General features: G+C 49.6%; 8 protein-coding genes. 1 reads left to right on the forward strand and 7 read right to left on the reverse strand.

Annotated elements, in window-relative coordinates:
* Positions 1-6 precede the first annotated feature (6 nt).
* From OHJ21_RS18770 to OHJ21_RS18800, 7 genes are all read right to left on the reverse strand, one after another.
* A complete protein-coding gene (locus OHJ21_RS18770) occupies positions 7-879 on the reverse strand; it encodes a carbohydrate ABC transporter permease (protein ID WP_486020857.1) in 873 nt (290 codons plus the stop codon).
* Positions 880-930: 51 nt separating this feature from the next.
* Complete coding sequence (locus OHJ21_RS18775; protein WP_486020858.1) at positions 931-1,866, reverse strand: ABC transporter permease; 936 nt, start codon at positions 1,864-1,866, stop codon at positions 931-933.
* Positions 1,867-2,290: 424 nt separating this feature from the next.
* The gene (locus OHJ21_RS18780) at positions 2,291-7,075 is read right to left on the reverse strand and encodes a polysaccharide lyase family 8 super-sandwich domain-containing protein (RefSeq protein ID WP_486020859.1); all 4,785 of its coding nucleotides are present in this window, start codon (positions 7,073-7,075) and stop codon (positions 2,291-2,293) included.
* Between the two features lie 233 nt (positions 7,076-7,308).
* Complete coding sequence (locus OHJ21_RS18785; RefSeq protein ID WP_486020860.1) at positions 7,309-8,355, reverse strand: glycoside hydrolase family 130 protein; 1,047 nt, start codon at positions 8,353-8,355, stop codon at positions 7,309-7,311.
* Between the two features lie 32 nt (positions 8,356-8,387).
* Positions 8,388-9,920 carry an ABC transporter substrate-binding protein gene (locus OHJ21_RS18790; protein ID WP_486020861.1) on the reverse strand — a complete coding sequence of 511 codons (1,533 nt, stop codon included), beginning with the start codon at positions 9,918-9,920 and terminating at the stop codon, positions 8,388-8,390.
* A gap of 82 nt (positions 9,921-10,002) precedes the next feature.
* The gene (locus OHJ21_RS18795) at positions 10,003-10,887 is read right to left on the reverse strand and encodes a carbohydrate ABC transporter permease (protein WP_486020862.1); all 885 of its coding nucleotides are present in this window, start codon (positions 10,885-10,887) and stop codon (positions 10,003-10,005) included.
* Positions 10,888-10,896: 9 nt separating this feature from the next.
* Entirely contained in the window at positions 10,897-11,835 is a 939-nt protein-coding gene (locus OHJ21_RS18800; RefSeq protein WP_100539052.1) for an ABC transporter permease, read from the reverse strand.
* A 307-nt stretch (positions 11,836-12,142) separates the two neighbouring features.
* Between OHJ21_RS18800 and OHJ21_RS18805 the strand changes: the two genes are divergently transcribed.
* Entirely contained in the window at positions 12,143-14,410 is a 2,268-nt protein-coding gene (locus OHJ21_RS18805) for a helix-turn-helix domain-containing protein (protein WP_486020863.1), read from the forward strand.
* Positions 14,411-14,455 lie beyond the last annotated feature (45 nt).

Raw genomic sequence — 14,455 nt, forward strand, 5'->3', positions numbered from 1 at the left:
AGTATATCAGCCTTTGACAGAACCAATAACCAGGCCTTTCACGAAGTACTTTTGCAAATACGGATAGAGTAAGACGATCGGCCCGATCGTCACGATCGCTGTTGCCATCTTGACCGATTCTGAAGGAAGCGTGATGTCGCTTGTTCCGGCCAGCATCGTCATCTCGTTCAGCATGCTGATCTCCGATTGCATTTGCAGCAGCATAAATTGCAGCGGGTACAAATCCTTGCTGTCAATCAACATGATTGCATTCCACCAATTGTTCCAGTAATCAAGTCCGTAGAATAGCGCAATCGTCGCCAATACCGGTTTGCATAAAGGAAGATAGATCCGGAAGGCAATCGTAATATCGCTGGCCCCGTCTATGTTTGCCGACTCTCGCAGCGAGTCGGGAATCCCGCTCATGAAATTCCGCACAAGGAAGAGGTTGAACGGGCTGAACAGCAGCGAGGGAATGATTAAAGCGAAGATGTTATTGGTCAATCCAAGCGACCGATTCATCAGATACCAGGGAACAATTCCCGCCGAAAAAATCATGGTAATAAAGAAATAGAGCGCCATTGGATTGCGGTATTTCACATTTTTATTCGCCAACGTATAGCCAGCCATGGACGTAATCAGAATCGCCAGCACCGTACCAACAATTGTGACGAAGATGGAAATACCGTAGCTCTGCATGACCTGGGAACCCCCTGTAAAGATTAGCTTATAGGCATACAAAGAGAACTCCTCCGGGAAAAGGCTGTATCCGTTCTTCAATATGGCATCCTCATCCGTGACCGAGATCATCAAAACCAGAAGCATTGGAAGCAAACAAAGCGTCGAATAAACCGTAATGAGAGCATACATAATCGTCTTGCTGAATGAAAACGTCTTCACTTCTATACCTCCTAAAACCTTTCTTCGGGAATCTATCGCCGAAACCGGATTCTAATACAACGCGCCATCTTTAAAAAATTTGCGGGTAATGGAATTCGTGCCGAAGACTAGGATAAACCCGATGACGGACTGGAACAATCCGACAGCCATAGCTTCGGAAGGGTCGCCAATCTGACGCAAAGAGCGGAATACATACGTATCAATGATATCCGTGGTCGAATACAAGGTGCCATTGTCGCCAATCAAGGCGTAGATCATCCCGAAGTCGCCATACATGATTTTGCCGACCGAGAGCAGCATCAGTATAACCACCGTAGGCATCATCAACGGAATCGTAATGCGCATGCACATCTGCCACCGGTTAGCCCCATCAATCTCGGCAGCTTCATACAACGTCTCATCGATCCCGGTGATGGTAGCCAGATAAATGATCGCGCTCATCCCTGCTCCTTTCCACACATGCATGACGGTAAGAACAGCCGGCCATACCTTCGGCTCGGTGTACCAGTTGACCGAGGCGAGTCCAAGCTGATTCAGCAATTTGTTCACGATCCCCATATCCATAGAAAAAAACGCATACAGCACATAGCTGATGACGATCCAGGAAATGAAGTTCGGAAACAACATCATGGATTGGCTGATTTTGACGAACAGCTTCTTGCGCAGCTCGTTCAGGATCAGTGAGATGGCCAGTGCCGTCAGCGTTCCAAAGACAATAAAGAGCAAATTTAGAAAGATGGTGTTAAAGGTGACCGTAAACGCCTTGCTCGACCCGAAAAAGAACTCGAAGTTCTTTAATCCTACCCACTCGCTATGAAATATGCCCTTTGTATAATTGAATCGCTGGAAAGCAATCAGTATATACGGATACGTCATATACCCGAAAATAAACGTGTAAACCATCGCCGGAAGGACCAGCAAGTAAGATGTTCCATTCCTACGGATATCAGAAAACATGCCGAATGCCGGTCGCTGTCTCTTTTCCAATTTCTTATCCTCCTTCTTTGCAGTGTACATTTTTGGGCTGCGTTGAGCTTGCTCTAACTCTATAGCAGCGGGTTAGCGTTTCCAATTTCAAATACCGGATATCGCTTTCACGATTCGATTAAATGGCTTTCAAATTTCCGAACTGATTTTCATTTTGACCGAAAAATTCAAAGAGATCGACCACAAGAAGAAATTCGTCAGACGAGAAGGGATCATCATTAAGCGGAGCCCACACCTACCTCGATCGCGCTTAAGCCGCTGAATCGAATGGCTGGAATACGCCCACTCCCATTTTTTCACCTGACAATGTGACACATTTTCGTCCAATTTTTCCACAAAGGTCTTAAGAAACACTTGAACACGAGTACAGGCACAGCATGAGGAACTTATCTGTTCCTACGCTGTGCCTGCTGTTAGCTCTGTTTTAGTGTTCTGTACCAAGCTCCAATATCCGCACCAATATGGTCACTGCTTCCGCCCGGGTCGCAGTACCGTTCGGAACGAACTTATTGTCGCCGCGGCCGCTCATGACGCCCAGCTTGCGAACCGCTTCAATCGCGCCTTTCGCCCATTTCGGGATATCCTTATCGTCCGCGAAGCCGGTCGTTGCGCCTGCTTCATCAGACAGGTGAAGCGCTCTAGCGATCATCGACGCCATTTCCGCGCGGGTAATACGCGCATTCGGCCGGATGCTGCCGTCCGCGTACCCGCTCACAATACCTGCTTCAACCGCATTCGCGATCGCTTGCTTCGCCCATCCGCCGATTTTGGCCTCGTCCGTAAACGCAGCCGCTGAACCTGCTCCTTCCAGCTTAAGCGCATTGGCCAGCATGACCGTAAACTCGGCGCGGGTAATGGCGGCATTCGGCTTGAACGTTCCATCCGGATAGCCGCTGACAAGCTTCATGCCCGCCGCGCTCAGGATGGCGCTCTTCGCCCAATGTCTCTCTATGTCAGTGAACGATGGCGCCGGCTCGTTCGGTTCGCCGATTTCGTCCTTCTTCTCGCCTACAGCCATGACCGCAAACTTGGTGAAGTGATCCACCTCGGCCGTAATTCGATCGCCTTTCACGACGCCGCCTATTTCAATCCATACTTTCTTTGCTTCGTCATAGTAGAAGATAGCAACTCTTTGATTGTCTCCTATGAGAGACGGATCGAACTTCATCGAGATGACGATCGGCTTCTTGAAGTTTCCAGCCATATTTTTCGTCAATTCAAAGACATTGCTGACCAGCGTTTCCTTATCGAATACGAGGTTTGCCGTACTGAGCAGCTTCTCGATCTCAATGCGCAGCTCTTGCTCCGCCGCTCCTGCGCCTACCGTAAGGATAACTTCGTTATCGAGACTGACCTCGCCGGTCCTGCCGCTCGGAATAAGGATGATGCCGTTGGCCGATTTGATAACGGAAGTATCAATGCCACTGCCTGTGCCGCTGCCGCTGACCGGCGCCCCCGGTAGCGGATCCTTCGGCGTCTCCGGTTGCGAAGCCTTCGGCGTCGCCGTCACGGCATTGGAGAACTTGCTCTCGCCCCCTGCTCCCACGGCTTTCACTGAGAACGCGTATCGTGTGCCGTTCGTCAGGCCGGTTACTGTGTATGCGGTTTCTGTGACGTTCGCCTGCACTTGCTCCCAATCGGCCGGATCCACCGGAGCCGTAGACCCTGCATACTTGTAAACGACATAGCGATCCGCTCCAGCCACGGCATCCCAACTCAGCGAAACTTTCCGGTCGTCCGCCAAAGCGGCAAGATGAGCCGGCGCTGCCGGAACCTGCGACAATGTCGAATTCGGGGTCGCCGTCACGGCCATGGAGAAATCACTCTCGCCTCTCGCATCTACGGCTTTCACCGTAAACGCATAGCTCGTTCCGTTCGTCAACCCGGTTACCGTATACGTGGCTTCCGTTACGCTGGCTTGAGCCAGCTGCCAGTTGCCCGGATCGGCCGGCGCCGCCATGCCTTCATATTGGTATACGGAATAGGTGACGCTTTCCGCCGAAGCGTCCCATCCTAAGGTTACGGATCGATCACCGGGCGCAGCCGTCAAATTCGCAGGCGAAGCCGGAACAGATACTTCATCCGGCGACGGGATCACTTCGTTCGACGGCGCGGACGAGGCCGATTCCCATTTGCCGTTCCTTGCGATCACCGTAAAGGTATACGCCGTACCGTTCGTCAGACCGGTGACGGTGATTGGGCTGTCCGAACCTTCCGCCGTCGCAACAGCTTCTCCGTTTGCCCACGCGGTTACTTTATAGTCTGTAATTTCGCTTCCGCCGGTATTAATCGGCGCGGCAAAGCTTACCTCAGCGGACCCGTCATGACCGACGGCATGCACATCGGCAGGTGCGTCCGGAGCGGTAGCAAGAGCCGAATATACTCTAAATTCCCAGAGCGAGTAGCCGTATGTGGTCCCTCTTTTCGTGCCATACATCTGAACGTATCTGGCATTCACGGGTTCGAAGGAGATTCTATCGATTCCGCCGTCTCCGGTTGTGGTGCTGTAAACTGTAGTCCAATTCGTCGCGTCGTCGGAAACCTGAATTTGGTACGCCTTTCCATACGCATCTTCCCAATGTAGAGCGACCTCCTGGATGGACCTGCTAGAGCCAAGATCGACATAGATCCACTGCGGATCGGAATAGTTAGATCCCCAACGGGTACTAATTGAGCCATCGACTGCATAACCGGGCCCCACGTTCGCGGCTTTGGACGAGCTTGCCACTACCGGCTTGCCTTCTGCAAGATTGGGCGGTACTGCTTCATACACGTTAAATTCATGAAGTGAGTAGCCATTTCCGGTACCCTGCTGAACCCCTTGCATACGAACGTACCTGGCACTGACCGGACTGAATGAAATGTCTTCGATTCCGCCTTCACCCGTCGTCGTTGAGTAAACATCCTTCCAGGTGACAGCATCGTCCGATACTTGAATTTTATAACTTTTCCCGTACGCTTTCTCCCAATTCAGCCTAACTTTATGGATCAAAAATTGATTTTGCAAATCAACATAAATCCATTCATTATCCGAATCGTTTGAACTCCAATACGAGGTTCTGTAGAGATCCGTAGCCTTCGAGGCATATAAGTTGTCTTTGCTGGATGAAGCGGTCGCTCCTTTACTGTAAGCGAGATCGAATCCGCTGTCGTCGATGGAGGCTCCCTCATTCAAAGTCATGCTTCGGCCTGTGAACGTATCCTTGCCGAGCGTATAGCTTGTCGTGGATGTTTCTCCGTTCCGATCCAGCGTCACGTTCACGGTAATCCCCGGTGTTTCGGGATTGGCGACCGAAATACGGACAGGTGCTGAAGATTCGTCAACGATAACCATGGCGGGTTGATCTACTGTGACAATCAAACCGTCTCTCACCGTCACCGTTCCGGGTTGATAAAACAGCAACTCCGCAATTCCCAGAGACATATGCCGGACAGCCTGGACGGACGATGTATTCGAAAGAATACTTATCGGGTTGTCGCTCGCGTAGCTGCTGACCTCTTCGGAGGTTTTGTTCGGCAATACAATGTATTGGTAGGAAGCGTTTGTGGGTTTCACGCCATGATCGAGCCAAATCGAAAAAATCGGCTTGGTCATCGCCTCCGTTGAACTTCCCGAGATGACGTCGCTCCATTTTCCGGTTTTCGTCTCCCGTTTTACTTGAAAATCCGTCGGAATCGGGAATATATAGCCGATATGATCGTTATAGGCCCAGCGTCCGCCCGTTTGCATCGTTCCGTCTGCTATCGGATTGCCATCTACGAGAACTTCGCCTATCGCCTGACTTTGGTTCAATGTCGTGTGGATCGCCGCGGTATTCGTTGAAGCGATTCCTGCACCAAGCGCCACCATTTCATCATCGAAAAAGAAGTAGCCTTTCTTTCCGCTTGTATTCAGCTTGTTAAAATCAAATGCGGTGGCCCCATAACGCTCATTTGTCACTCCGCCTACAAACGTTTTGGGATTGTTGAAATTCCCGTCTTTCGTGAGTGCGTACGGAGCCGTCGTACCGGGAACATGGGCCCAGTCCATCAACGGGTAAACGGGTCTGTATTCGTCGCCGGTTCTCTGAATGGCGGTGGCGCCTTGCGGCGTCCAGTACAACAGGTTATATCCGCTGGGATGAATCGTTCTCCATTCGCCGCCTTTAACCGTGCTGGAGGCCATCTTGACCGTAATTCCGTAGTCAGTTCGCATATGGGAGGAAACAAGCGTCTGCCATTGCGTCATATTGCTCACGTCCAGTCCGTTGCTCGTGTTCGTGCCGATCATGCGAATATTGTCAAGGAAACTGGCAAACTCCGCAGCCCGCTTCGGATTGGCCGTCTGCATCCATTGCAACGGATCTTCATAGAAGGTCAAAGCCGCGCTCGCATAATCCGGCCAATCAGGTCCATTCATCCCCATGCCCAAATCGGCAACATCGCCTCTCACGAGATACCTGGTGCCGTCCAACAAATATGACGATAACGAATCAATCGCCGCCTCGCTGTACGAGAACGCGGTGCCCGAGGTAATGTAGGCCCAGAATGACATATCTCTGGCAAAGCTTCTTCCATAGCCCGTCGTATAATTCGTTTTGCCATGCATGAAAAAAGACATGTCCGACTGGATTCCCGTCACCGTCGTAGTCACATTCGACAGTACGTTAAACGCATTCACGGCGTTCCGAACGATCTGGGCATCCTCCAGCAGTAAGCCCCGGTACATATAATTTTGATTGTACCAGGACGAATTGGCTCCATCGACAGTGTGTGGGCTGCTGTCTAACGTGCCGATAATATTGGAGACTTGCGTTGCCGATAAATATCCTTCACATAGAAGCGCAATTTTTTCCAGCCTTAGTTGTTTGCCGATTCCGGTCTCCCACCAGTTGGTTGAAGTCGGCTTTACCGTGAACCAATAATCCAGCGCCTTTTGAATACCATCTAACAGCGTTGCACTATGATAGTTTGGATCATTCGGGTCAGCAAACGCCTGCGCCATCGACTGCATCCGGTCTAAGGCAAGGTAGGGCGACCAACCTCTCCCATTGGCGGCGGAAGTTGTACTCGTGTAATCGACATCGCCCCAGCTTCCATCAGGGTTTTGATTGGATAAATAAGTACCTGCCTGTGATTTGAAGGTCCATTCGACCCGACCGTTCGTTCCGTCATTTATAATATCTTTGGAGATGTAAAAATCAACCATACGCTTTTTCATCATTTTCATATCAGCGATCTCTTGAGAAGCATTCGTTTCCTCGGGAGTGCTCGCCGATACGGGCGAGTATAAAAATATCGATGATATCATTAAACAAACCGTAGTAAGACATATCCACCTCTTTACAAACCTTTGCCTTGGGTTAGCCATTCTCATACTCCTCCTTGTTAAGCTCAAAAAGTTGTTGATAACGCTTTCACATTAATGGATTGAAGAAGGCAGCAAAAACTGCCCTCAACCCTTCAAATAAACGTACTATATATAACCTCCAAGGGGATGTCCACTACAGCCATCACTTCGTCCGCGGCACCGTAATACATGCGGATCGTTTGATCTAGTAAAATGGCTCCGCACGAAAACACGACCTCGCCGAAAAATCCATTCACCTCATATGCAGCTTCCGGCTCCAATACCGGTACACGAGATCTTGCTATCACCTTGGCCGGGTCTTTCAAGTCGAGCAGCACTGCGCCCATACAATAGCGATGCTTGCTGTCCGCGCCGTGGTACAGCCCAAGCCAGCCGCGTTCGGTTCGAATCGGAACCGCGCCGCCGCCCATACGAGCTGAATCCCAGCCTTGTTCGCTTAACCCCATCAGGAAGCGATGGTTCCCCCAATGTATGAGATCGGGCGATTCGGCAATCCACATCTCGGGGGAACCGAACGACTTCGGCACCGGACGGTGCAAAGCGTAGTATTTGCCGTTAATTTTCTCCGGGAATATCATGACGTCCTTATTTTCGGGAGCGAGCATAAGCCCGTGACGCTTGAATGTTCGAAAATCCCGGGTCTCCGCCAGGCCAACGCCAACGCCGCGAGCGGAGGCGGAGCTGTAAGTGATATAATACATGTCCCCGATTTGGGTCACGCGCGGATCTTCAATCCCCCACGCTTCCAGAGCGTGTTCCGGAAACAAGGCCGGCTGAGGCTCGATGTCGAAATGAACGCCATCCTTGCTTCGCGCCACCCGCAGATGGGATAAAGATGTGAGCATGACCGTTCGTCCGTCCCTTGCTACGAAGCGCGAGTCGGAGAAATCATAGCTCGGATCGGCCTTGTCGTAGTGCTCTATAAGTACATCGGTGCCCGTTTCGTTAAGCCGGGGGACGAGCACTTCGTCCCCCCGGTCCGATACCGGCGCTTCCGAAACGCGCAGCAACAGAATAATTTCATCCCGTACTTGCGCAACGCCTGCATTAAACGCTCCAAGCACTTGAAAGTTGGGGCGGGAGGGTGCAACGTCCCGGGTCCGTATAACAGGATTTTGCGCGCAGCGTTTTACGTTCATGTGAGATACCTCTTTCCGTCTTTCAATGATTGTTATTTACCGGATGTAACGGCGTCGATTTGCGCTTGAATTTCATCGATCACTTTTTGTCCGCCGAGGCTCGCCATTTTTTCCTCCAGCGTCGCCTTGCCTTCATCCGCAGACAGCACACCTTGACTAAGCGGCAGGAAAACCGAATCGTGAAGCGGCGTAATTTTGGCATATTCCGTCTTCACCTTTTCAGCGTTAAAGCTGAAACCTGACGTCGGACTAAGCGTGAAATTAGCCGGGTCGGCGGAGAAGTCGAACCACTTCTTGTCATCCGGCATCATCGTATCCGGCGTGCGGTTTAGCGTTGGCCGCCAGGTCAGCACGAAGCCGGGGAACGAATAGTTGGACAGCACCTTATAGCTCGTATCGCCGACAGGCTCCCAGTCCTTCCCTTGAATGCCGTATTCCATCAAATCGTGGTTTTCCTTAATGGATAACCAATTGACTACGTCCAGAGCCAAATCGCTGTGCTTGGATGAAGTCGGAATGCAAAGGAAATTCCATTGCTGGAAAGCGGTATACGGCTTGGCCTTATCGCCGTTTGGAACGAAAACCTCAAGCTTGTCGCTGCCATCCTTCAGCATATCCGAATATTTCAATCCCTCCACACCGTCAGCCGCATAGTAGGTTGCCGCATATTTGCCCTGTTTGAACAATGTTTCCGCATTTTGCTCCTGCGCGATATTTTTGGAAATGATGCCATCCTTGTAGTATTTGGTGACGCGTTCATAACCATCGGCAATCATCGGGCTTGCCCATTGACCGACAACTTTCTTGTCCTTGGTTGAATAGGAGAACATGCTGACGCCGATTTCCAGCACTTCATCGAGCGCCAGATTAGCGGATTCGCTCAGGATAAATGGAAGTTTATCGGCTTTGATGCCGTTAATGACGAAGGGTCTGACGTCCTTCTCGTTTTCCTTGACCGTATACAAAAATTTCTCCAGATCTTCGAGCGTTTTCAACTCGGGAAGTCCGTATTTCTCGCGCAAATCTTTGCGGATAAGCAGGCCGTATACCGGGCCTTGGGTGGTGCCAAGAGGAATGCCCATAATTTTGCCGTCGAATTTGTTATATTCCCACATTTCATCGGGAATGGACGCTTTAAGCTCCGGACGCTCGGCCACCATGGCATCCAGTTCCAGCAAAGAATTGCTGGCGATCATCTGATTCATCGACAACCATGGGGCATCCAAATACATATCGAAATCTTCCCCGGCAGACATCTTCACAGATACCGCATTCCCGTAATCGGACCACGGCAAGAAATTGATATTCAAGGCCGCTCCGACGTTGTCCGCTTTCAATTTGTCATTGACCGCCTGCAGCACATCGTCAAAGCCAGCCGGCTTATCCCCCGGGAAATAAGCTTTCAGCGTCACCGTTTCCTTCGGTGCAGATGTAGTGCTTTCCGTATTCGTTGGTGAATTCCCTTTATTGCCGCCTGTCTCCGTTTTGCCTCCGCAGCCCGCCAGCATCAATGACAAAGCCAATACTGTGGTCGTCACCGCGCCAAACCATTTTTTCAATCTCATTTCGTTAACCTCCCTCTATATAATGAAGAAAAAAGTATCTATGATTAACCGGGCTGATCCGGTTAATGCCGGAACTCCTCGATTACCCTTTGACAGCTCCTACCGTTAGACCTTTGACAAAATACTTTTGAAGCAAGGGATACAGCAAGACAATCGGGCCGATCGTCAGCACGGTTGTCGCCATCCGCACGCCATAGGTTGGTGGCGTTACGGCAATGGCTGCCGAGGCGGGAATGAGATTTCTGGCGGCCTCCATATTGGATACCATCCGGCGCAGAATCAATTGCAGCGGGAACAGCTTCTCATTATCCACGAACATCAATCCCATAAACCAGTCATTCCAGTAGTTCAGGGCATAAAAGAGACCGACGGAAGCCAGAATCGGCTTCGAGATCGGTATCATAATTTGAAAGAAAATTCTCATCTCATTCGCTCCGTCAATTCTTGCGGCTTCCTCCAATTCCTCGGGAATTGTGCGGAAGAAACTGACAAGCAAAAAGACGAGGAACGGCTGGCATAATAATGTTAAAATAAGCACCCAAACGGTATTTTGCAAATGCAGCCACTGACTGACCACAATATAAAACGGAATGATGCCCCCGGAAAAAAGCATAGGCAAATAGCAAAAAATCAGAAAAGGCGTTTTCAGGACATTCCGCTTGTTAGCCAGAGAATAGCCGAGCATTGCGGAAATGCACAGCGCGCTTAATGCGCCTACGGCGGTGATAAAAATCGTGACCGCATAGCCGCTCAGCAGCACATCCGATTGCAAAACCGCTTTATAAGCGTCCAGCGATAATTTTTGCGGAAATAAAGTATACCCATGCGCAATCAGTTCCCCCTCGTCCGTAAACGATCCGATAATCATCAGCAGAAAAGGAAACAGACAAAATAAGGTGAACAATAAAATGAACGTATAGGCAAATACCGTAAAAGTTCGATCCGCAGCACTCTGTTTCTGTCTCATCGTTACCTCCTAGAATAAAGCGGATTCTTTAGACACCCTTCGGGTTATCCAGTTGGCGGCAATGACGAAGATCAGACCCATAACCGACTGGAACAGGCCAACCGCCGAAGACATGCCGAAGTCATGCAACTGTCTCATGGAGCGGAATACGAAGGTGTCGATGACGTCGGTAGTCGGATACAGCAAGGAATTGTCTCCAATGATGGCATAGATCATGGCAAAGTCCCCGTTGAAAATCTTGCCTACGGCCAGCAAAGTCATGATCATCACAGTAGGAACGAGCAACGGCAGCGTAATGCGCAACACAATCTGCAGCTTAGACGCCCCGTCAATCCGGGCAGCCTCGTACAAATCCTCCGATATGCCGGTAATCGCGGCCAGAAAAATAATCGAAAGATAACCGGCTCCTTGCCATACGCGGATCACCGTCAGAATGAAAGGCCACAGCTTCGACTCAAACATCCAGTTGACCGGTTCCAAGCCGAAACTTTGCAGCCAAGTATTGATCATCGGCTCTTCCCCGCCAAACAAGGATTGGACAATCATTCCTACCACAATCCAGGACATAAAATAAGGAAGAAAAATGAGAGACTGCGAAATTCGTTTGAAATACTTATTGCGAATTTCATTGAACATTAGCGCGATTAATACAGCAGCCGCCGTAGTAAACAAAATGAACAGCATGTTCAGCATCAGCGTGTTGCGCAGTATGACCCAGAAGTCATCTGAAGTAAAAAAATAGTTGAAGTTTTTTAAACCGACCCATTCGCTTCCCGTAATTCCTTTGGCAAAATTATAGTCTTTGAAGGCAATCATAATCCCGTATATGGGAAAATAACTGAACACGAGAAAGAACAGCAGCCCCGGCACGGCCATAGCATAAAGAAAAGGATTACGAACAATATGCTTCAGCACGGGCCGTTTCCTTGCATTAAGTTGATATTGCATAGTTTTACTTCCCCCTTTCATCGAAACAGGCAATCACATTTTCGTCCCGTTATTTATACCTTCACCTTACCGAGCCCTTACCGCAACGACAATTCCAGCAAGCTCCAATTTTTCCTGCAAGCGCAGATTTACGAACTTCCCAAAAACAACACTACCCTCGAAAATAACCGATTCTGCAGACCGGATTGCTCGTTATGCTATAATTAATAATCTGAAAATTATATGCGGGGATTCTAATAACGGGGGATTTAGAGCAATGAAGTTCAGGTTTCCAATTTCCACCTCTCTGAAGCGACATCCTACTTATATGAAACTTATTTTTTATTTTGTCAGTGCAAACGTTCTGGTTCTGGCTATATCTTTTGCGCTGCTCTATTGGCAGTCTTCCAAGACACTTCTGGAAGAGATCGGCGATCATTCCGAATCCTTGCTAGTGAACAGTGCCCGGAACACAGCGCGACTGGTGGAATGGTCTTTGGAATTCAGCTTCTCCTCCAGCGATGACAGTACCCTCAAGGTGAATGCCCTTTCGGATCAATACAGCGATTTTGAAACTTATGAGGTATGGAGACGGCTTATCGACATTAAGAACGCCAATCCGTCTATCGATTCGGTATACCTAATCAACGATTACACAAATACTGTAGTAGATTCCAGACTTGGTTTGAGTGATGCGGAAGCTTTTTACGACCAGGACATTATTAAGCGCTTGCAGGATCCGGCTACAACGGATCACAGCGTTCTCATTCCGAGAGTCTTGTCCATTCCACTTGTCGGGATTAAGGCCAAAGAGGTGATTAGCATCGTAAGATTTTACGAAAAAGGCAGTTCCATCTCGGCTTTCGTTCTGAATATAGATACTGATAATTTAATGACCTTGCTTCAGAACAATTCGAATTATGCGAACAGGTCGGTCACTGTTCTGAATGATCGGGATGAGACGGTTTTTAGCAGCATTCCTTTGAATCAGGAACAAATTGCGGAGCTCAGGAGCCAAGGGAATAAGGGCGAAAGCGGATGGAAGCTGTTTCAGCCCCGCAATCAGGAAGAGCAACTGATGGTTTACGCAGGCTCCTCCATCAAAGGCATTCAGGATTGGACCTTTATCGAAACTATCCCGAAGTCTGTCATTTTGGGAAAAATCACGGTTCTTCGCAACACAAGTTTGATCTTGTTCCTCATTCTGTTCGCAGCATCATTGACCGTTATCGTTCTGATTTCCAAACGGGTGTACTCGCCTATTCAAGAACTGATCAGCAGAGTGATGCGGCAGCATCAAGCGGAAAAGCCCGGCGAAGGATCCAGCGCAAATGAACTTGACTACTTATCCCATGTGTTTACAGCCCAACACAAGCAGATTTATGAACTGACCGAGCACTGGCGGCATACTAAAATTCTGGGTAGGGAGCGGTTTTTACGGGATTTTCTGGGGGGGATCTACCATACGGCAGAGGAAATATGCTCTCAATTTCAAGAATGGGGAATTGCTCTGCCGGAAGATCAGCTATCGGTAGCCATCTTCCGGATCGACCACTTCTCGGAATTTACGGAGACCTACCCGGAGAAAGACCGGCGTCTACTCCGATTTGCAATGTCCAATATTATCCAGGAGTCGCTGCAATTTTCCAAACACAAGCTGCAAACGGTGGACATGGGGAACGATCACGTGGCGGTTGTCTTATCGGCTCCATTGTCCGAGGAATTTGCGAAGAAGCTGCAAGTATCTAAGCAGTTAGTGGAGCAGTATTTGTCAATCGGCACGACCGTCGCTTGGGGTAGGACGTTGCCCAGCCTGACCGACATGCATGAGGTATATATGGAGACGTATGAACTAACGCACGAACGGTTCCGATTCGGGCACGGAGCGCTCATCATGAAAGCATGGCTTACCGACGCGCCAGGAGAACTGTATCATTTGCCTGTGGACAAAGAACGGCAGATCGCTCAGGCTCTTCCCAAGGGTAACGCGGATATAGTTCTGGAAATCATACGCTCAGCCGTGGTCAAGCTGCGGGGACTGCCCTATTTTGAATGTAAAATGTCGTTGATTACCTTGTTTATGGACATACGCCGGCTCATGCAGGAGCACTCCAGTCAGCCGCTGCCCCATTCATGGGGGCTGACTTCCATCGAGAATCAGATCATACAGCAAGAGACGATGGAAAACGTAGTGCCTTGGATGGAAGCGCTTATAATCAAGACGCTTGAAGACATTGAGGCTGCCCGCAGTCTGTCCAAAAACGCGGCCCTGATCGAGCAGGCGGACCAGTTCATTGAAAAACAATTAACCGATTCGAACTTGTCCGCAAAAATGCTGGCCGACCAGTTGGGTCTGTCCGTGAACTATTTCCGCAGTTTGTATAAAGCGGAGACAAACCAGTCGGTTACGGAGAAGATATCGGAGAAGCGCCTAAATTACATTTGTCAGGAGTTGCTTGCCTCCGACTCGCCGATTGAGCCGATCATCCAGAAATACGGATTTTCGTCGCTTAACACGTTTTATTCCATCTTCAAAAAGGTGTATGGAATGACGCCAGCCCAATATCGGAGGATACATAAGAATGGACAGTATTGACATGCGGCTCAAACCTTTCAAATAAACGGACTGACTTTCATTTTT

Origin of the sequence: Virgibacillus sp. LDC1, assembly GCF_025792345.1 — a bacterium.
Classification (GTDB): domain Bacteria; phylum Bacillota; class Bacilli; order Paenibacillales; family Paenibacillaceae; genus Paenibacillus_AQ; species Paenibacillus_AQ lautus.

Excerpts from the sequence above, each read along its gene's own strand:
- OHJ21_RS18780 (WP_486020859.1), bottom strand. The coding sequence starts at position 7,075 with ATGAAAATGATGAAAAAGCGTATGGTTGATTTTTACATCTCCAAAGAT.
- OHJ21_RS18785 (WP_486020860.1), bottom strand. The coding sequence starts at position 8,355 with ATGAACGTAAAACGCTGCGCGCAAAATCCTGTTATACGGACCCGGGAC.
- OHJ21_RS18790 (WP_486020861.1), bottom strand. The coding sequence starts at position 9,920 with ATGAGATTGAAAAAATGGTTTGGCGCGGTGACGACCACAGTATTGGCT.
- OHJ21_RS18795 (WP_486020862.1), bottom strand. The coding sequence starts at position 10,887 with ATGAGACAGAAACAGAGTGCTGCGGATCGAACTTTTACGGTATTTGCC.
- OHJ21_RS18800 (WP_100539052.1), bottom strand. The coding sequence starts at position 11,835 with ATGCAATATCAACTTAATGCAAGGAAACGGCCCGTGCTGAAGCATATT.
- OHJ21_RS18805 (WP_486020863.1), top strand. The coding sequence starts at position 12,143 with ATGAAACTTATTTTTTATTTTGTCAGTGCAAACGTTCTGGTTCTGGCT.